Here is a 17920-nt window from a genome sequence, read left to right on the forward strand (position 1 = left end):
CCTAACCTAGGCTGGACCCGTGACCATGGGGACGAGGGTTTATCTGGCCCGGCTAGCCGGGCTGCCCGTGTTCGACCCCAACGGCGACCGGGTCGGGCGGGTCCGCGACGCCGTCGTGCGGCTGCGGACGACGAACCGGCCGCCACAGGTGGTCGGGCTGGTGGCCGAGATGGCGCTGCGCCGGCGCATCTTCCTGCCGATCGGCCGGGTGACGTCGATGGACGCCGAGGCGGTCGTGCTGGCCACCGGCGTGCTCAACCTGCGCCGCTTCGAGAAGCGGCCGAACGAGCTGCTCGTCGTGGAGGACCTGCTGGACCGCCGGGTCACCGTGACCCCCGAGACCGGCGACGGGCCCGCCCTGCCGAGCACGGTCGTCGACATCAGCATGGAGCTCAACCGCAACAACGAGTGGCTCGTGACCCGGGTCGCCGTGCGGGGGCAGACCGGTCGGCTGGCTCGCCGCGGGCACATCTTCCAGGCCGACTACGACCGGGTTCACGGGCTGATCGGGCCGACCGACACCCAGGGCACGTCCAACCTGCTGGCTCTGCTCGAGCAGATGAAGCCGGCCGACATGGCCAACGCCCTGCAGGACCTGCCGGACGCCCGCCGTAACGAGGTGGCCGCCGCGCTGAGCGACCGCACGCTGGCCGACGTGCTCGAGGAGCTGCCCGAGCACGACCAGGTCGAGATCCTGATCCGGCTCGATCGCGAGCGCGCGGCCGACGTGCTCGAGCGGATGGACCCGGACGACGCCGCCGACCTGCTCGGCGAGCTGCCCAAGGCCGAGCAGGCGGTGCTGCTCGACCTGATGGAGCCGGACGAGGCCGACCCCGTCCGCCAGCTGCTCGACTACCGCCCGGGCACGGCGGGAAGTGTGATGACCTCGGAGCCGGTGATCATGACGCCGGACGCCACGGTGGCCGAGGCACTGGCCCGGATTCGCGAGCCGGAGCTGTCCCCCGTGGTGGCGGCCCAGGTCTTCGTCGCTCGCGCGCCCTCGGCCACGCCGACCGGGAAGTATCTGGGCATGGTGCACTTCCAGCGGCTGCTGCGGGAACCGCCCGCGTCGCTGCTGGGTGGCCTGGTCGACTCCGACCTCGAGCCGTTGCGCCCCGAGACCACCCTGGCCGAGATCACCAAGCGGATGGCCACCTACGACCTGGTCGCCATTCCGGTGGTCGACTCGACCCACCGTCTGGTGGGTGCGGTGACGGTCGACGACGTGCTCGACCACTCGCTGCCGCGCGACTGGCGTGACCGCGACCTGAGCGAGGACGACGAGGTCGTGCTGTGACCGAGCCCCGTCGCGAGCCCCCGGCCCGCCTCGACCAGCCGGTGGAGCCGGGCCGGGTGCGGCTGCCCCGCTTCGACTCCGAGTCGTTCGGCCGGTGGTCCGAGAGCATCGCCCGTTACATGGGCACGGCCCAGTTCATCGTCTGGATGACGATGGTGATCGCCGCCTGGTTCGCGTGGAACACGCTGGCCCCGGCCGGCCTGCGGTTCGACCCGTACACGTTCACGTTCCTGACCTTGATCTTGTCGTTGCAGGCGTCCTACGCCGCGCCGCTCATCCTCCTCGCGCAGAACCGGCAGACCGACCGCGACCGCCTGGCCATGGAGGAGGACCGCCGGCGCGCCGCCATGCAGAAGGCGGACACCGAATACCTCGCCCGCGAGATCGCCTCGCTGCGGATCGCGATGGGCGAGGTCGCCACCCGCGATTTCCTGCGCTCCGAGCTGTCCCGCCTGGCCGACGAGCTGGACGAGGCGGCCCACCGGCGGGAGATAAGAGCACGGTCGGATCGCGACGACGAACGTAAGGACTGGGAAGAGGACCACTGACCGCCCCGACGTAGCATGGGCCTCATGTCCGCTCCCGCCTCCACCATCGAGGACGCGATCCAGGCCGCACTGGCCACCGTCGACGACCCCGAGATCCGCCGCCCCATCACCGACCTCGGCATGGTCAAGGGTTTCACCGTCTCCGCGAGCACGGTCCGGGTCGAGCTGCTGCTCACCGTGGCCGGCTGCCCGCTGCGTGACAAACTCAACAACGACATCACCGCCGCACTCACCACGATCCCCGGCATCACGTCGGTGACCGTCGACTTCGGGGTGATGGACGAGGAGCAGCGCAAGGCTCTGCAGGTCACCCTGCGCGGCGGCGGCCCGGCGGCGGCCGAGCCGGTCATCCCCTTCGCCCAGCCGGGCTCGCGCACCCGGGTCTACGCGGTGGCCAGCGGCAAGGGTGGCGTCGGCAAGTCCAGCGTCACCGTCAACCTGGCCGCGGCCCTGGCCAAGCGGGGCCTCTCGGTCGGCGTCGTCGACGCGGACATCTACGGTCACTCGGTGCCCCGCATGCTCGGCGTCGAGGGCCGCCCGACCCGGGTCGAAGACATGATCATGCCGCCGCAGTCGCACGGCGTGAAGGTGATCTCGATCGGCATGTTCACCGCCGGCAACGCCGCGGTGGTCTGGCGTGGCCCGATGCTGCACCGCGCGCTGCAGCAGTTCCTGGCCGACGTCTATTGGGGCGACCTCGACGTGCTGCTGCTCGACCTGCCCCCAGGCACCGGCGACGTGGCCATCTCGCTGGCCCAGCTCCTGCCCAACGCCGAGATCCTGGTCGTGACCACACCGCAGACGGCCGCGGCCGAGGTGGCTGAGCGGGCCGGCGCGATCGCCATGCAGACCCACCAGCGCCTGGTCGGCGTGGTGGAGAACATGTCGTGGCTGGAGCTGCCGGACGGCTCGCGCATGGAGGTCTTCGGCGCGGGCGGCGGGCAGAAGGTCGCCGATTCGCTGACCACCACCGTGGGCGCCTCGGTGCCGCTGCTCGGTCAGATCCCGCTCGACACCCGGGTGCGCGAGGCGGGCGACGCCGGCAACCCGATCGTGCTGGTCGCGCCCGACGCGCCGGCCGCCCGGGCCCTCGACGCGGTGGCCGACAAGCTCGCCGTCCGCCGCGAGTCCCTGGTCGGCAAGCCGCTCGGCCTGACAGTCAACGCGCGCCACTAGCCCGCTGAGCGAAGCGAAGCCATAAGTTACGTGGCGTCGAGGTCGAACTTCTGACTCGGCGCCACTGCCGTGGAGCTCGAGGTCGTCGACCGGTTGTTCTTGATGTCGGCGGCCTCGGCCACCTCGGTGAGGTCGGAGCGCACGCCGTTGAGGTCCTGCTTCACGTCGTCGAGCAGACCCTGGAGCGGCTTGCGGATCGCCGCCTCGTCCTCCTCGCTCAGCAGGTGCTTGCGGATGAACGCCTTCGGGTGCAGATCCTGCAGCTGAAGGTCGGTGCCCAGCTCCCGGTTGAGGTCGGTGGTCGCGTTCTGCGCCATCGCCCGCAGGCCCCGCAGCATGCGCAGGCCGTCGCCGATGACCTTGGGCAGCCGCTCACCGAAGATCAGCAGCGCCAGCATGAGGAGCGCGCCGATCTCCCACCAGTTCAGGTTCTCGAACATGTGGCCTCCCAGGTTCCCGCGCCCAAGCCTACGCACGCGAGGTGACCGATAGCAGTCCCCTCGGCGATCAGTTGGCGTCGGCGGCCAAGGTCACCGAGGCGGTCTGCGTCTTCGTCCCGCGACGGTACTCCACCGAGATGGTCTTGCCGGGGTCGTACTTGCGCACCAGGGCGATCAGATCGGTGCCGTCCTCGAGGACGTGACCGTCGAGCTTGGTGACGGTGTCACCGGCCTTCAGACCCGCCGCCCCGGCCGGACCGGACGGCTCGACCGAGCGCAGCCGGGCGCCCGTCGTGCTGGTGCCCCCGGTGGCCACCTCGGCGCCGATCACCGTCCGCCGGGCCTTGCCGTGGTCGATGATGTCGCCGGCCACCCGGCGGCCCTGGTTGATCGGGATGGCGAAGGCCAGCCCGATGTTGCCGGCCTCGGTCTCGCTGCCACCGACCGAGCGGATCACCGAATTGACCCCGATCACCTGGCCGGCCGCGTTGACCAGCGGGCCACCGGAGTTGCCCTGGTTGACCGCGGCGTCGGTCTGGATGGCCGCGTAGTAGCGGGGTGAGCCCGACTCGCCGGCCTCGATGGTGCGGTCGACCGCGCTGACGATGCCCGCGGTCACCGTGTTGACCAGGGCCAGCGGCGAGCCGAAGGCGAGCACCGGGTCACCGACGGCGATCGAGTCGGAGTTGCCGAAGGCGACCGGGGTGAGCCCGCGCTTGGCGACTTTGATCACAGCGATGTCGGAGTCGTGGTCGCGGCCGACCAGCTCGGCCTTGGCGGTGGAGCCGTCGGCGAACGACACCGACAGGGTCTCGTCCGCGCCCTCCACCACGTGGTCGTTGGTGATCACGTAGCCCTCGTCGGAGACCACGAAACCGGAGCCGATCGCCCCGGTGACGCGCACGGTCACGACGCTCGGCAGCACCTTCTCGGCGACGCCGGCCAGCGACTCGGGGGCCCGGTTGGCGGCGGCCGGCGGGTCCTCGGCGGTCGCGCCGAGCGCGGTGCCGCCGCCCGTGGCGACGCCCCCGCGGACCGCGAAGACATAGCCCAGCGTGCCGCCCAGACCGCCCGCCAGCAAGGCGGTGACCAGGCAGATGAGCAGGATCGGGGTATACGACCGACGAGGTGCGTCGGGGTCGGTCACGGGCTCGGGCGGCGGACCGCCGGTCGACTGTGCGCTCTGCACCACCACCGCGGTCGGCGCATACGGATCGCGCCAGGGGTCAGCGAGCGCGTCGGACCACCAGGGTGAACCTGGCGGGACGGGCTGACCATTCGCGGGCGGCGGCGTGGGACGCACATTCCAGCCGTCGGTCACGTCGGTGCCTCCACTCGATTCCTCCGGGCTCCCCCTCCAGGATGACACGGATCCTGAACAGCGCCCTGCCCCGGCCGGTTTATGCATCGACGGCCCAAATACTCTTCTATCCGATGTGCGCGGCTGAATCCACGTACGTCCGTCAACCGCCCCGGAGGTCGTCATCGTCCCCTCAGCCCGGCCTGGCCCGTCGACGGGCCAGGCGATGCAGTTCGCCGAGGCCTACGCGAGCGAGGACATCGTCCTGCAGACCGCCCGTAGTCTCGCCCACGAGCTCGGCCTCGACAGCGTCACCCCGGCTGCCGGGTCGGTGCTGCGCCTGCTCGCGGCGGCCGGCAGTGCCAAGGCGGTGGTCGAGATCGGCACCGGGGCCGGGGTCAGCGGCGTCTGGCTGCTGCGGGGGATGCGTCCCGACGGCGTCCTGACCACGATCGACGTCGAGAACGAGCATCAGCGGATCGCCCGCCGCATCTTCGTCGAGGCCGGGTTCGCGCCGTCGCGCACCCGCATCATCACCGGCCGGGCGCTGGACGTGCTGCCCCGGCTGGCCGACGGCGCCTACGATCTGGTCTTCGTCGACGCCGACGTGACCGAGTTCGGGGCCTGCGCCGACGCCGCCCTGGGCCTGCTGCGCCCGGGTGGTGTGCTGCTGGTGAACCACGCGATGGCCGGCGGGCGGATCACCGACCCGTCCGCCCGCGACGTAGACACGCTGACCATCCGCGAGACGCTGCGGGCGGTGCGCGAGTCCGAGGAGTGGATCCCGGCGATCGTGCCGTCCGGCGCGGGCCTACTGGCCGCCGTCAAGCGCTGAGAGGTAGCGGAGCAGCGTCCGCGCGCCCCAGCCGGTGCCGCCACGGGTGAACTCCGGCTCGTCGGTCCGGTCGGTCCAGGCCGGTCCGGCGATGTCGAGGTGGGCCCAGCGGTCCGCGTAGGCCGCGGTGAACTCGCGAAGGAAAAGCGCGGCCATGCCGCCACCGTGGGTGGGCGAGCTGTGCCGGTCGGCCACGTCGCTGCGCAGCAGCTCGCGGTAGTCGCCGGTGAGCGGCATCCGCCACATCCGCTCGCCGGCGCCCGCACCGGCCCGCTGGAGGGCCGCCGCGAGCTCGTCGCTGTCGCTGTAGAGCGCGGCGATGCTGGGCCCGAGGGCGACCGGGGCGGCGCCGGTGAGCGTGGCCAGGTCGATGACGGTGTCCGGTTCCAGCTCGGCCGCGTAGCCGAGTGCGTCGGCCAGCACGAGCCGGCCCTCGGCGTCCGAGTTGGTCGACTCGCTGGTGGTGCCGTCGTAGTGGGTGATCACGTCGCCGGGGCGGTAGGCCGAGCCGCTGACCGCGTTCTCGGCCAGCGGCAGCAGCGCGGTGACGCGGACCGGCAGCCCGAGATCGGCCGCGCCCAGCGTGGCCGCGGCGACCGCGGCCGCGCCGGCCATGTCGTTCTTCATCCGCTTCATACCCTCGCGGGTCTTGATCGAGATGCCGCCGCTGTCGAACGTGATGCCCTTGCCGACCAGCACCACGTGGGTGGTGGCACCGGGCGGCGACCAGGTCAGCTCGACCAGGCAGGGCCGGAACTTCGAGCCGCCGCCGACCGCGCGCAGCCCGCCGAAACGCGCCAGCTCGGCGCCGGACCGGACGCGTACGGCCGTCCCGGGACGATTGGCGGCGGCGCCGCTGATCTCCTCGGCGATCCAGTCGGGGTTCTTGATCGAGGGCGGCGTGTTGGTGAGGTCGCGGGCCAGCCACGTGGCCCGGGCGGCCACCTCGGCCTGGGTGAGGCCTCCGGCGTACGCCTGGGGAGTGCTCGTGACGAGCTCGACCTCAGCCGTCCGCGGCTCCTCACGGCCGTCGCGATAGCGATAGCCGCCGAGCCAGAGGCCTTCGGCCAGACCGCGTACGGCTTCCGGAGCGACCCCCGGGCTCAGCTGCACCTGAGCTGGTGTGTCCCCCGGGATCGCCCGCGCCGCCGCAGCCCCGGCGGCCCGCCAGCCGGCCTCGTCACCGGCCCCGACGTGCACCAGGAAGACCTGGGCCGGGCGCCGCAGCGGGCGGGGGAAGTCCTGCACGGTGCCCGCCGGTTGGCCCGCCGGGGCCAGAGCGGCGATCTCGGCACCGAGGTCGTCATCGGCATGCGACAGTGGACCCGGCGCGCCGATCAGCACGATGCGGGTCCGGTCGTCGTCGAGTCGATCGGTCAGGCGGATCGGATACACGAGAGCGTGACCTTTCTCGAAGACGTGGAAAGCCCGCCGGTCCGGGCGGTACCGTACCGGCGGGCTCGCGTGAAACGTCAGCCGGCGATCGACTTCAACGCGTCACCCAGCGCGCTGGCCTCGTCCGGAGTCATCTCAACGACGAGACGGCCACCACCTTCCAGCGGGACCCGCATGACGATGCCCCGACCCTCCTTGGTGACCTCCAGCGGACCATCGCCCGTCCGCGGCTTCATCGCCGCCATCTTGTCTCCCCTCAGACCTACATCAGGGTGTCGGTGGGTTGATCCCACAGCCACTTCTTACGCCGTGTGCTCAGCCCCACACGGCGTCATACCTCGTATCCGACCGGCGGCCGAGGGCCATTGCGCGTGCTGACGCGACCCGGCCCACCGTGCCGATCAAACATTTTCCCTGATGAACACCGGCGAACCCAAACCCAGCCCGGGCGGATGTGACAGCGTCTAGCATATCGTCTTTCCGGCTGTCACAATGTGCGGTCATGCAGGCGCGGTCGGCACTCTTCGACCTGTACGGCGACTACCTGCGCCCCAGGGGAGGGCGCGCACCCGTCGCGGCCCTGGTCAGACTGCTTGCGCCGATCGGCATAGCGCCGCCGGCGGTGCGCACGGCGATCTCCCGCATGGTGCGACAAGGCTGGCTGCACCCTATGCGCCTGGTCTCCGGACCCGGCTATCTGCTCACTCCCAAGGCGGCCCGCCGGCTCGATGAGGCGGCGGCCCGGATCTACCGCACCGGCCGTTCCGGCTGGGACGGGCGCTTCGACCTGGTCGTCCTGCGCGGTCCGCTGGGCAAGCGGGAGGCCGGGCGGCTCGCCTACCTCGGCTACGGCGCCCTGGGCGAGCACGCCTGGGTCGCGCCCCGGGCCGCCGACGAGGCCGATGCCGTGCTCCGCGAGGCCGGGATCGGGTACGAGCGGTTCAGCGCCAGCCACGCGGCCGGGTCACCGGGCGCGGCCGAGGTGGTGGGGCGGGCCTGGGACCTGCCCGAGCTGGCCCGGTCGTACGAGGAGTTCGTGGCCGACCTGCGGCCGGTGGTCACGGCGGTCAACGCCCGCAGCACCGACGAGGAGGCCTACGCGGCCCGCTTCCAGCTGGTCCACGCGTGGCGCTCGTTCCTGTTCCGCGATCCGCAGCTGCCCGCTTCGTTGCTGCCGCCGCGCTGGCCAGGTGCTTCGGCGGCCAGTTTCTTCGATCGCCACGCGACCCGGCTGCGCCCGGCCGCGGACCGCTACGTCGACCGATGCCTGCAGTCCGTGAGTCGTACCCGTATGGGATTCTCAGAGCCATGACGGCCATCCGACCACCCCACCCGCCGCCCTCAGACGGACTGAAGACTGAGTCCCTGCTCGTAGACCGCACCGGTGCGGTCGTCACGCTCACGCTCAACCGCCCCGAGGCCATGAACGCGCTCGACGTCGACCTCAAGGAGGCGCTGCGCGACACGCTGGCCTCGCTCGAGTCCGACCGGTCGTGCCGGGCGATCGTGCTGGCCGGGGCGGGCAAGGCGTTCTGCGTCGGGCAGGATCTGCGCGAGCACGAAGCTCAGCTGGAGTCGGGCCGCACCGACCTCGACACCGTGCGGCAGCACTACAACCCGATCGCCCAGCGCCTGGCCAGCATGCCCAAGCCGGTGGTGGCGGCGGTGCGCGGCACGGCGGCCGGGGCCGGTGCGTCGTTCGCGCTGCTGGCCGACTTCCGCATCGGCGGGCCGAAGACGACCTTCCTGATGGCCTTCGCCAACGTGGGGCTGGCCGGCGACAGCGGCGTCTCATGGTCGCTGCCGCGGATCGTCGGGCACGCCCGGGCGGTCGAGCTGCTGCTGCTGGCCGAGCCGGTGCGGGCCGAGCGGGCGTACGAGATCGGTCTGCTCTCGCAGCTGGCCGAGGACGACGAGCAGGTGCTGCCCCGGGCCCACGAGCTGGCCGAGCGGCTCGCGGCGGGGCCGACGGTGGCTTACGGAGCGATCAAGCGGGAACTCTCCATCGGTGACGCCGGGACACTGTCCGACGCGCTCGCGGCCGAGGCCCAGGCGCAGGCCATCTGTGGCGCCACGGCCGACCACAAGGCGGCCGTCTCGGCGTTCGTGGCCAAGCGGAAGCCGGTCTTCGAGGGCAAGTGATATGACCGCTTCGGGATCGTCACATCCATAGGGTTCGATGCCTACGCTCCTCCCCTACGCGTCCTACCGGGCGCGCTCGTTGGTGGGGAGGACCGGATGGTCAAGTGGCGGATCTTCGTGGGCACGGCGGTGGCCGCGCTCACCGTGGCGGCCTGGGGTGCGACCGCATCACCGGCCGTGGCGGCTCCGGCCGCGCCGGGCGACGGCGTGGCCGGCCCGTCGGTGGTCGGCGGCAGCCGGGCCGCGCAGGGGGAGTTCCCGTTCATGGTGCGGCTGTCCATGGGCTGCGGCGGCGCCCTCTACAGCCCCACCCTTGTGCTCACGGCCGCGCACTGCGTGAGCCGCACCGGCACCAACACGTCGATCACGGCCACGCTCGGGAACGTCGACCTGCAGTCGAGCAGCCGGGTCACCCGGACCTCGAACTACGTCTACCGGGCGCCGGGTTACAACGGCAACGGTGACGACTGGGCCTTCATCCGGCTCTCCAGCCCGGTGACGACGCTGGCCACCCTGCCCATCGCGACCAGCACGGCCACCGACTCGGGCACGTTCACGATCGCCGGCTGGGGTGCCGCCCGGGAGGGTGGGGGGCAGCAGCGCTACCTGCTCAAAGCCACCGTGCCGTTCGTCAGCGACAGCACCTGCAACTCGTCGTCCATGTACGGCGGTGAGGTGATCGCGGCCGAGGAGATCTGCGCCGGATACACCTCGGGCGGGGTCGACACCTGCCAGGGCGACTCGGGCGGCCCGATGTTCCGCCGCAACGCGAGCAACGCCTGGGTCCAGGTCGGCATCGTGAGCTGGGGCGACGGATGCGCCCGCCCCAACAAGCCGGGCGTCTACACCCAGGTCAGCTACTTCTCCTCAGCCATCCGCAGCGCGGCCACCTCGCTGGGCGGTTGATGCTCCGGCGGGCGCGGGTAGGCCTGATCGCTATCTGAGCCGCAGCGCTCGCCGGTTGCTCCGGGCGCCGGGACGAACACCGTCCCGGCGCCCGGCCCTGCCCTGCTCGGCGCGGGCGGGATCAGTCCTCGTCCTCTTCCTCCGGGTCCTGGTTGGCCTCCTGGCCGAGGACGAAGGCCTGCATGGCCAGCTCGTCGCCGGAGGGCCAGACGTAGGTCGGCAGCTCGGCCGGGCCCAGCTCGAGCACGTGGGACCAGAACTGGCGGACCGCCTCGGCCGGGGTCGCGGCCTCGATCGGGAGCGCGACGCTGACCAGCCAGGTCTTCTTCTCGGCGACGGCGGCCGGACCAGCGGCGGCGCTCGCCCGGCCGATGGCCCCGGCGAGCCGGTGGAACGCCTCGGGGCCGACCGGCGCGATGCGCACCTCGGTCTCGTCGAGGCCCAGCTCGGTGGCGGGCACCGGCTCGTCGAAGGCCCGCCGCTGGTAGGCCAGCACGAGGTCGTCGCCGTCGGCCTTGACCGCGTGGGCCAGGGCCACCACCTCACCGCCGACGACGAGCAGCACCTCGTCGTCGGGGTCGACCGGACCGGCGCCACCCGACACCGTCACCGTGTCGTGGTGGAAGAGCCGCTCGGTCGCCCACCGGTCCGCCGGAATGATCACCGCCCACTGCGCCATGCGGTCCATCTCATCACGCGGCCGGATCGGCCCCGAGCGGTGGGACCCAGCAGCCGGCCAGGTGATCGTCGACCATGCCGGTGGCCTGCATCAACGCATATGCCGTGGTGGGGCCGACGAAGCGGAAGCCGCGTTTCTTGAGGTCTTTGGCCATCGCCGTGGACTCGGCGGTCACGGCCGGCACGCCGGCCCGGGTGGCCGGGCGGGGCGGGCGCGGCGCGGGCGCATAGGACCACAGCAGGGCGGACAGTCCGTCGGGCAGGTCGGCCGCGACGCGGGCGTTGTGGAGCGCGGCGTCGATCTTCATCCGGTTGCGCACGATGCCGGTGTCGGTCATCAGGCGGGTCGCGTCGCTTTCGCCGAAGGCGGCCACCTTGTCGATCGAGAAGCCCGCGAAGGCGGCCCGGAACGCCGGGCGCTTGCGCAGGATGGTGATCCAGGCGAGGCCGGACTGGAACGCCTCGAGGGTCATCCGCTCGAACAGCCGGTCGTCACCGTGGACGGGACGGCCCCACTCGTCGTCGTGGTAGGAGACGTAGTCGGGCGTGCTGCCGCCCCAGAAGCAGCGGACCCGGCCGTCGTCGCCGACCACCAGGCCGGCCTCGAGCAGGTCGGCCGGGGACACACCGGGCTGTGCGGCCCCGAACGCCGAGGTGTCTGTCATGGCGACCACCGTAGAGGCGGCCTCCGACAGAAATCAGGGCAGGCGGCCCTCCTCGACCAACCGGCCGAACCGCTTCAGCGCGCCGGTGAAGCCCAGCTTCGATCCCGGCCAGACCACCGGCCAGGCCAGCTTGCCGACCGGGCCGGCCGGCAGGTGGAACCACTCGTGCAGCACAACCTGGGTGCGGTCGCCGGACATCGCCGTGCAGCGCATCGTGCCGGGCCCCCGCAGTACCGTGCCGCAGTGCACGACGCGTACCTCGTACGGTGGGTTGACCTTGACCACCCGCAGTTCGTCGCGGAGCGTCGCGGGACCCAGCGCGGTCACCGCCTCGACCAGACTGCCCTCACCGCCGTCACCCTCGACGACCCGGACCTTGGTCAGCGGGATCCAGTCGCCCTGCTTCTCCCAGCTGAGGAAGGCGGCGAAAACCCGCTCGGCGGGCGCGTTGACGATCACCGTGGCGGTGACCTCGCCGGAGCCGGGCCGGGCGGCGTCGTCACCGAACCCGTCGGCCGGTTCGGCCCCGCTCACCGCGGCTCCACCGGTTCACTCCGCGAGGCCGGCTCGCTGAGCGGAGCCGACTCGCCCCGCGCAGCCGACTCGCCCCGCGCAGCCGACTCGCCCCGCGCAGCCGACTCGCCCCGCGCAGCCGACTCGCCCCGCGGAACCGACTCGCCCCGCGGAACCGGCGTGTCGGAGGAGGAGGAGACGACGTCGGCCGGCGTGCCGTTGACCTCGATCTCCAGCTCACCCGGGGCGGGCACCACGGGATCGGCCGGGGCGATCGCGGCCTCGCGGGCCTTGCGGAGCACGTCGGCGTCCGCCGTCCGCCCCTCACGCAACGCGATGACCTCGGCCTCGAGCACGCCGATGAGCTCGCCCTTGTAACCGATGTCATAGGCGGCGCGCTGCAGAGCCTGGTCGACCTGGGCCATCCGGTAGCCGCGCCAGGCGGTGTCGAACTTCGTGCGGGAGATGTCCTCCTCGCCCAGCGGCCGGTCGCTGGGCAGGGGCACGGCGGCCCCGTCCGGCTCGACGGGCGTCAATGCGTTGTCGCCGCCGCCGATCATGACGGTCACGCCGAACACGATCGCGGCCACGACCAATGCCACGACGATGAAGAGGAGAAGCTGGCCCATGCGCTGAATGTTGGCATGTCGGACAGCGCGTGGCGAGCCCGCCACCCCGACACGCCCGGGGACGCGAACTCAGGTCCAGGTCAGGATCTTTTTGCGCCAGGCATAGAGGATGCCGAGCGCGAGGACGGCCACGAACACGCCCATCTCGGCCACGGTGGCCAAGCCGAACCCGGGCAGGTCGAAAACCACCGCCCACGGGAAGAGAAAAACGGCTTCCACGGCGAACAGCACATAGAGGTACGCGTAGACGTAGTAGCGGATCTGCGCCTGGGCCCAGTCGCCGCCGACCGGGTCGACACCGCTCTCGTACGACACATACTTGCCCGCGGGCTGCGCCGGAGACGCCGGACGCAGCAGCTTGTTGGCCCCGAAGGCACCCACGAAGACAAGCACGCCGGCCGCCGCCACCAGGCCCAGCGTCGCGTACGAACCCAGATACCCGTCCACGACCGGTCAGCCTAGCCGGATAGTGGACTCCTGTGGTTCAGGACAGCCTTACCTGGCTACTGTGGTCAACGGCCTGTCCCGGTCCGTAAGGAGCGGCGACGTAGGCTGGAAGTGACGACAGCGGGCCGGCCCATCGATGTGCTCCCCGCCGGCCGGCGCCCTTGGGAGGTTGCGAACGTGTCCGCTGGAGCGAAGCGAGTCGAACAGCTGGACCGGGTGGTCATCCGGTTCGCCGGTGACTCGGGCGACGGCATGCAGCTGACCGGTGACCGATTCACGTCGGAGACCGCACAGCTCGGCAACGACATCTCCACCTTGCCCAACTTCCCGGCCGAGATCCGCGCCCCCGCCGGCACCCTGCCCGGTGTGTCGAGCTTTCAGGTGCATTTCGCCGACTACGACATTCTGACGCCCGGCGACGCGCCCAACGTGCTGGTCGCGATGAACCCGGCCGCGCTCAAGGCCAACCTGGCCGACCTGCCGTCCGGTGCCGACATCATCGTCAACACCGACGAGTTCACCAAGCGCAACCTGGCCAAGGTCGGCTACGCGGTCAGCCCGCTCGAGGACGGCTCGCTGGCCGGCTTCGCGGTGCACCCGGTCGCCCTCACCTCAATGACCGTGGGCGCCCTGGCCGAGCTCGGCGTGGCCAAGAAGGACGGCGAGCGCGCCAAGAACATGTTCGCGCTGGGCCTGCTCAGCTGGATGTATTCGCGGCCCTTCGAGTCGACGCTGCGCTTCCTCGAGACCAAGTTCGCCAAGCGCCCCGACCTGGTCGCGGCCAACAAGGCCGCCTTCCAGGCGGGGTGGAACTTCGGCGAGACGACGGAGAGCTTCACCGTCCGGTACGAGGTCAAGCCGGCCAAGATGAAGCCGGGTACCTACCGCAACATCACCGGCAATCAGGCGCTCGCGCTGGGCCTGGTGGCGGCGAGTGTCCGCTCCAAGCTGCCGCTCTTCCTGGGCGCCTACCCGATCACCCCCGCCTCGGACATCCTGCACGAGCTGTCCAAGCACAAGAAGTTCGGCATCACCACGGTGCAGGCCGAGGACGAGATCGCCGCGATCGGCGCGGCGGTCGGTGCCTCGTACGGCGGAGCGCTCGGCGTCACCACGACGTCCGGCCCCGGCGTGGCGCTCAAGGGCGAGACCATCTCGCTGGCCATCGCGCTCGAGCTGCCGCTGGTCATCGTCGACGTGCAGCGGGCCGGCCCGTCCACCGGCATGCCGACCAAGACCGAGCAGGCCGACCTCAACATGGCGCTGTTCGGCCGGCACGGCGAGGCGCCGCTCGCGGTGATCGCCCCCAAGTCGCCGTCCGACTGCTTCCACGCGGCGATCGAGGCGGCCCGCATCGCGCTGAAATACCGCACGCCGGTCATCCTGCTGTCGGACAACTACGTGGCCAACGGCTCCGAGCCCTGGCTGCTGCCGTCGGCCGACGAGCTGCCGGACATCTCGGTCGAGTTCACCACCGAGCCCAACGGCGAGGACGGGCGATTCCTGCCCTACCTGCGCGACCCCGAGACGCTGGCCCGGCCGTGGGCCATCCCGGGCACGGCCGGGCTCGAGCACCGCATCGGCGGGCTGGAGAAGGCCGACAAGACCGGCGACATCTCCTACGACCCGGCCAACCACGAGTTCATGGTGCGGACCCGGGCGCAGCGCATCGAGACGATCGAGGTGCCCGACGTCGAGGTCGAGGACGCCGACGAGAACGCGCGCGTGCTGGTGCTGGGCTGGGGCTCGACGTATGGGCCGATCGGTGCGGCGTGCCGGGCGCTGCGGCAGCGCGGGCTCCCGATCGCGCAGGCCCACCTGCGGCACCTCTCGCCGCTGCCGCCCAACCTCGGTGAGGTGCTCGCGGCGTACGAAAAGGTTGTGATCCCGGAAATGAACCTGGGCCAGCTGGCCCACGTGATCCGCGCCCGGTTCCTGGTCGACGCGGTCCCCTTCAACCAGGTCAGCGGTCTGCCCTTCACGGCCGCAACGCTGGAGAACATGCTCGAGGACGTGGTCAAGAATGGCTAGCTCTACGATTCCGCTGACTCCGGTCAAGCTGACCGCCAAGGACTTCAAGAGCGATCAAGAGGTCCGCTGGTGCCCCGGCTGCGGTGACTACGCGATCCTGGCCGCCGTCCAGGGCTTCATGCCTGAGCTGGGCATCCCGCGGGAGAACATCGTCTTTGTCTCCGGCATCGGGTGCTCCTCGCGCTTCCCGTACTACATGAACACGTACGGGATGCACTCGATCCACGGACGGGCGCCGGCCATCGCCACCGGGCTGTCGGTCTCCCGCCCCGATCTGTCGGTCTGGGTCGTCACCGGCGACGGCGACGCGCTCTCGATCGGCGGCAACCACCTGATCCACGCGCTGCGCCGCAACGTCAACCTCAAGATCCTGCTGTTCAACAACCGGATCTACGGCCTGACCAAGGGGCAGTACTCGCCGACCTCGGAGCTCGGCAAGATCACGAAGTCGACGCCGGCCGGGTCGGCCGACTCGCCGTTCAACCCGATCTCGCTCGCGCTCGGCGCCGAGGCGACCTTCGTCGCCCGCACGATCGACTCGGACCGCAAGCACCTGCAGTCGGTGCTGCGCGCGGCGGCCGAGCACGAGGGTTCCGCGTTCGTCGAGATCTACCAGAACTGCAACATCTTCAACGACGGCGCGTTCGAGCTGATCAAGGATTCGACCACCCGGGAGGATCACCTGATCCGCCTCGAGCAGGATCAGCCGATCACCTTCGGCGCCGAGCAGCAGTTCTCGGTGACCCACCCGGCCGGCAGCTTCGGCCTCAAGGTGGAGGAGGGCGGCGAGGCGCTCGTCCACGACGCCACGGTGGACGACCCGGCGTACGCGTTCGCTCTTTCGCGCCTGTCCGGTTCCGACCTCGGGACCACGCCGATCGGTGTGTTCCGCAACGTGCGGCGGCCGTCCTACGACGAGCTGATCACCAAGCAGCTGGTCGACGCCAAGGCCCAGGCCGACGGCACCCCCGAGCAGATGCTCGACGGGCTGCTCGGCAAGGCCGACACCTGGACGATCCTCTAAGGACCTTCTGTCGCGGCACGACCCTCGGTAGGATGCACTCCTCATCGAGGCCGGGGGTCTGCCGTGACCGATCCAGCGCTCAACACCGAGGTCGCTCATTCGGCCCGGTTGTGGAATTACCTGCTCGGGGGCAAGGACAACTTCGCCGCCGACCGCGAGGCCGCGGAGTACGCACTGGCCCTGATGCCCGAGCTGGTCCAGTCGGCCCGGGCCAACCGCGAGTTCCTCGGCCGCGCGGTCCGTCACCTGGCCGTCGAGGCGGGCATCCGCCAGTTCCTCGACATCGGCACCGGCCTGCCCACCGCCGGCAACACCCACGAGGTGGCCCAGGCGGTCGCTCCCGACAGCCGTGTCGTCTATGTCGACAACGACCCCATGGTGCTGGTGCACGCCCGCGCCCTGCTGACCAGCACTCCCGAGGGCGCCACCGACTACATCGACGCCGACCTGCGCAACCCGGCGACCATCCTCGAGAGCGCGGCCCGGACGCTCGACTTCGACCAGCCGGTCGCGATCATGCTGCTGGGCATCGTCAACTTCGTGGTCGACGACGCCGAGGCGTACGCCGTGGTCCGCCGCCTGGTCGAGGCGGTGCCGGCCGGCAGCTATCTGGTCATGTCGCACCCGACCACCGAGGTCAACGGGCCCGCGGTGGAGGAGTCGATGCGCCAGTGGAACGAGAGCGGCGCGGCGCCGATCACCGCGCGCACGCGGGATGAGATCGCCGCCTTCTTCGACGGTCTCGATCTGCTGGAGCCGGGCGTGGTGACGTGCTCGGCGTGGCGGCCCGATCCGGCCCGCCCCGGCATCACCGACAAGGTCTCGGAGTTCGCCGGAGTCGGCCGGAAGCCTGCCTAGACGCTGACGTTGACGTCGCTGGTCTCGTCGCGGATGTAGACGATCATGTCGCCGGTCTCGATGGTGACGATCTGCTCGCCGCCGAGCGGGAGCACCTTGCCCCGGCGGATCAGGGCGACGACCAGCGTCCGCAGCTGACGGGGATTCTGACCCACCTCGGCCCGCTCGGCGCTGCGCATCGCCAGCGCCATGCCCTGACCGGGAGTCAGCAGATCTTCCACCACGTCGATCAGCGGCGGTGCGGTGGTCGTGAGACCCAGCAGCCGGCCGGCCGTGGCCGACGAGACGATCACGTGGTGGGCGCCGCTCTGCTTGAGCAGGGCGGCATTCTCCTGCTCGCGGACCGAGGCGATGATCCGCACCTGCCCGGCGGTCAGCTGGCGGACGGTCAGCGAGATCAGCACCGAGGCCTCGTCGGTGTCGGTCGCGATGATGACCGACTTGCAGTTCTTGACGTCGGCCTCGAGCAGCACCGCCGACCGGGTCGCGTTGCCCTCGATGGTGACCAGGCCGTTGGACTGGGCCTGGCGCACGCCGTCGGGACGGCTCTCGATGACGACGATCCGGTTCTTGGTGTAACCGGCCTCGAGCAGCGCGGCGACCGCGGCCCGGCCCTTGGTGCCGTAACCGCAGATGACGATGTGGTCCTTCAACTGTCGCCTCCACCGGCTGACAAGCAGGCTGTTGCGATATTGGTCGGTGAGCACCTCGAGGGTGGTGCCGACCAGGATGATCAGGAAGAGCACGCGGGCCGGGGTGATGAACAGGACGTTCACCAGCCGGGCGTGCGGGGTGAAGGGCGTGATGTCGCCGTACCCGGTGGTGGAGAGCGACACGACCGCGTAGTAGAAGCAGTCGAGCAGCGTCAGCCCGTCCTCGTTGACGTCCCGGTAACCGTCGCGGTCGAGGTAGATGACGGTCACCGTGGCCAGGACGAGCGCCAGCGCGAGCGCCAGCCGGATGCTCAGCGCACGAAGAGGGCCCTTCCGGACCCTCGGCAGATGGATCATGTGATGCCCCGCACGGTGACACCATA

20 protein-coding genes are annotated in these 17920 nt (G+C 71.0%); 10 read left to right on the forward strand and 10 right to left on the reverse strand.

Features of this window, described 5'->3' with window-relative positions; translation table 11 throughout:
* Positions 1-19: 19 nt before the first annotated feature.
* Genes NAG42_RS03870 through NAG42_RS03880 form a run of 3 tightly spaced genes read left to right on the forward strand, consistent with a single transcriptional unit; the run spans position 20 to position 3021 of the window.
* The gene (locus NAG42_RS03870) at positions 20-1297 is read left to right on the forward strand and encodes a magnesium transporter MgtE N-terminal domain-containing protein (RefSeq protein ID WP_250027927.1); all 1278 of its coding nucleotides are present in this window, start codon (positions 20-22) and stop codon (positions 1295-1297) included.
* Positions 1294-1845, forward strand: coding sequence for a DUF1003 domain-containing protein (locus tag NAG42_RS03875; RefSeq protein WP_250027928.1), 552 nt, complete (start codon positions 1294-1296; stop codon positions 1843-1845). Before NAG42_RS03870 ends, NAG42_RS03875 begins: the two co-directional genes overlap by 4 nt.
* Positions 1846-1869: 24 nt before the next feature.
* On the forward strand, positions 1870-3021 hold the full coding sequence (locus tag NAG42_RS03880; protein WP_250027931.1) for an Mrp/NBP35 family ATP-binding protein: 1152 nt from the start codon (positions 1870-1872) through the stop codon (positions 3019-3021).
* A 26-nt stretch (positions 3022-3047) separates the two neighbouring features.
* Here NAG42_RS03880 and NAG42_RS03885 read toward each other — a convergent pair whose 3' ends face one another.
* On the reverse strand, positions 3048-3461 hold the full coding sequence (locus NAG42_RS03885) for a twin-arginine translocase TatA/TatE family subunit (RefSeq protein ID WP_250027933.1): 414 nt from the start codon (positions 3459-3461) through the stop codon (positions 3048-3050).
* 67 nt (positions 3462-3528) lie between these two features.
* Positions 3529-4782, reverse strand: a complete 1254-nt coding sequence (locus NAG42_RS03890) for a trypsin-like peptidase domain-containing protein (protein ID WP_250027935.1) — start codon at positions 4780-4782, stop codon at positions 3529-3531.
* Between the two features lie 205 nt (positions 4783-4987).
* On the opposite strand from NAG42_RS03890, the gene NAG42_RS03895 reads away from it, so the two are divergent.
* Positions 4988-5596, forward strand: coding sequence for an O-methyltransferase (locus tag NAG42_RS03895; RefSeq protein WP_250027938.1), 609 nt, complete (start codon positions 4988-4990; stop codon positions 5594-5596).
* Here the strand turns inward: NAG42_RS03895 and NAG42_RS03900 are convergent.
* Together NAG42_RS03900 and NAG42_RS03905 are read right to left on the reverse strand one after the other, a co-directional pair.
* A complete protein-coding gene (locus NAG42_RS03900) occupies positions 5573-6991 on the reverse strand; it encodes a leucyl aminopeptidase family protein (RefSeq protein WP_250027939.1) in 1419 nt (472 codons plus the stop codon). The genes NAG42_RS03895 and NAG42_RS03900 overlap by 24 nt on opposite strands.
* Before the next feature lie 77 nt (positions 6992-7068).
* On the reverse strand, positions 7069-7236 hold the full coding sequence (locus tag NAG42_RS03905) for a DUF3117 domain-containing protein (protein WP_014694782.1): 168 nt from the start codon (positions 7234-7236) through the stop codon (positions 7069-7071).
* A gap of 257 nt (positions 7237-7493) precedes the next feature.
* Here NAG42_RS03905 and NAG42_RS03910 point away from each other — a divergent pair, with 257 nt between their 5' ends.
* The 3 genes from NAG42_RS03910 to NAG42_RS03920 all read left to right on the forward strand — a co-directional run bounded on the left by NAG42_RS03910 (position 7494) and on the right by NAG42_RS03920 (position 10039).
* Positions 7494-8303, forward strand: coding sequence for a PaaX family transcriptional regulator (locus NAG42_RS03910; RefSeq protein ID WP_250027942.1), 810 nt, complete (start codon positions 7494-7496; stop codon positions 8301-8303).
* Positions 8300-9133 carry an enoyl-CoA hydratase/isomerase family protein gene (locus NAG42_RS03915; protein ID WP_250027945.1) on the forward strand — a complete coding sequence of 278 codons (834 nt, stop codon included), beginning with the start codon at positions 8300-8302 and terminating at the stop codon, positions 9131-9133. Before NAG42_RS03910 ends, NAG42_RS03915 begins: the two co-directional genes overlap by 4 nt.
* Positions 9134-9229: 96 nt before the next feature.
* Positions 9230-10039 carry a S1 family peptidase gene (locus tag NAG42_RS03920; RefSeq protein WP_250027947.1) on the forward strand — a complete coding sequence of 270 codons (810 nt, stop codon included), beginning with the start codon at positions 9230-9232 and terminating at the stop codon, positions 10037-10039.
* 121 nt (positions 10040-10160) lie between these two features.
* Here NAG42_RS03920 and NAG42_RS03925 read toward each other — a convergent pair whose 3' ends face one another.
* From NAG42_RS03925 to ndhC, 5 genes are all read right to left on the reverse strand, one after another.
* A complete protein-coding gene (locus NAG42_RS03925; RefSeq protein WP_250027949.1) occupies positions 10161-10718 on the reverse strand; it encodes a hypothetical protein in 558 nt (185 codons plus the stop codon).
* Positions 10719-10731: 13 nt separating this feature from the next.
* Entirely contained in the window at positions 10732-11310 is a 579-nt protein-coding gene (locus tag NAG42_RS03930) for a DNA-3-methyladenine glycosylase I (RefSeq protein WP_438872362.1), read from the reverse strand.
* Positions 11311-11415: 105 nt separating this feature from the next.
* Positions 11416-11916, reverse strand: a complete 501-nt coding sequence (locus NAG42_RS03935) for an SRPBCC family protein (protein ID WP_250027952.1) — start codon at positions 11914-11916, stop codon at positions 11416-11418.
* Complete coding sequence (locus tag NAG42_RS03940) at positions 11913-12524, reverse strand: DivIVA domain-containing protein (RefSeq protein ID WP_250027954.1); 612 nt, start codon at positions 12522-12524, stop codon at positions 11913-11915. Before NAG42_RS03940 ends, NAG42_RS03935 begins: the two co-directional genes overlap by 4 nt.
* 69 nt (positions 12525-12593) lie before the next feature.
* On the reverse strand, positions 12594-12971 hold the full coding sequence (gene ndhC / locus NAG42_RS03945; RefSeq protein WP_250027955.1) for an NADH-quinone oxidoreductase subunit A: 378 nt from the start codon (positions 12969-12971) through the stop codon (positions 12594-12596).
* Positions 12972-13148: 177 nt separating this feature from the next.
* On the opposite strand from ndhC, the gene NAG42_RS03950 reads away from it, so the two are divergent.
* The 3 genes from NAG42_RS03950 (at position 13149) to NAG42_RS03960 (ending at position 16884) form a co-directional block, all read left to right on the forward strand.
* A complete protein-coding gene (locus tag NAG42_RS03950) occupies positions 13149-15002 on the forward strand; it encodes a 2-oxoacid:acceptor oxidoreductase subunit alpha (protein ID WP_308201106.1) in 1854 nt (617 codons plus the stop codon).
* Entirely contained in the window at positions 14995-16026 is a 1032-nt protein-coding gene (locus NAG42_RS03955) for a 2-oxoacid:ferredoxin oxidoreductase subunit beta (RefSeq protein WP_250027957.1), read from the forward strand. Before NAG42_RS03950 ends, NAG42_RS03955 begins: the two co-directional genes overlap by 8 nt.
* A 63-nt stretch (positions 16027-16089) precedes the next feature.
* Positions 16090-16884 carry an SAM-dependent methyltransferase gene (locus tag NAG42_RS03960; RefSeq protein WP_250027958.1) on the forward strand — a complete coding sequence of 265 codons (795 nt, stop codon included), beginning with the start codon at positions 16090-16092 and terminating at the stop codon, positions 16882-16884.
* Here the strand turns inward: NAG42_RS03960 and NAG42_RS03965 are convergent.
* Entirely contained in the window at positions 16881-17894 is a 1014-nt protein-coding gene (locus NAG42_RS03965; RefSeq protein WP_250027961.1) for a potassium channel family protein, read from the reverse strand. The two genes, NAG42_RS03960 and NAG42_RS03965, sit on opposite strands and share 4 nt — an antisense overlap.
* Positions 17895-17920 lie beyond the last annotated feature (26 nt).

This window comes from Paractinoplanes maris (assembly GCF_023544465.1).
Lineage (GTDB): Bacteria > Actinomycetota > Actinomycetes > Mycobacteriales > Micromonosporaceae > Actinoplanes > Actinoplanes maris.

What these genes read in the sequence shown, in the direction of transcription:
- NAG42_RS03910 (WP_250027942.1), top strand. Translation starts at nt 7,494, where the DNA reads ATGCAGGCGCGGTCGGCACTCTTCGACCTGTACGGCGACTACCTGCGC.
- NAG42_RS03925 (WP_250027949.1), bottom strand. Translation starts at nt 10,718, where the DNA reads ATGGCGCAGTGGGCGGTGATCATTCCGGCGGACCGGTGGGCGACCGAG.
- NAG42_RS03885 (WP_250027933.1), bottom strand. Translation starts at nt 3,461, where the DNA reads ATGTTCGAGAACCTGAACTGGTGGGAGATCGGCGCGCTCCTCATGCTG.
- NAG42_RS03880 (WP_250027931.1), top strand. Translation starts at nt 1,870, where the DNA reads ATGTCCGCTCCCGCCTCCACCATCGAGGACGCGATCCAGGCCGCACTG.
- NAG42_RS03955 (WP_250027957.1), top strand. Translation starts at nt 14,995, where the DNA reads ATGGCTAGCTCTACGATTCCGCTGACTCCGGTCAAGCTGACCGCCAAG.
- NAG42_RS03915 (WP_250027945.1), top strand. Translation starts at nt 8,300, where the DNA reads ATGACGGCCATCCGACCACCCCACCCGCCGCCCTCAGACGGACTGAAG.
- NAG42_RS03920 (WP_250027947.1), top strand. Translation starts at nt 9,230, where the DNA reads ATGGTCAAGTGGCGGATCTTCGTGGGCACGGCGGTGGCCGCGCTCACC.
- NAG42_RS03895 (WP_250027938.1), top strand. Translation starts at nt 4,988, where the DNA reads ATGCAGTTCGCCGAGGCCTACGCGAGCGAGGACATCGTCCTGCAGACC.
- NAG42_RS03940 (WP_250027954.1), bottom strand. Translation starts at nt 12,524, where the DNA reads ATGGGCCAGCTTCTCCTCTTCATCGTCGTGGCATTGGTCGTGGCCGCG.
- NAG42_RS03905 (WP_014694782.1), bottom strand. Translation starts at nt 7,236, where the DNA reads ATGGCGGCGATGAAGCCGCGGACGGGCGATGGTCCGCTGGAGGTCACC.
- NAG42_RS03965 (WP_250027961.1), bottom strand. Translation starts at nt 17,894, where the DNA reads ATGATCCATCTGCCGAGGGTCCGGAAGGGCCCTCTTCGTGCGCTGAGC.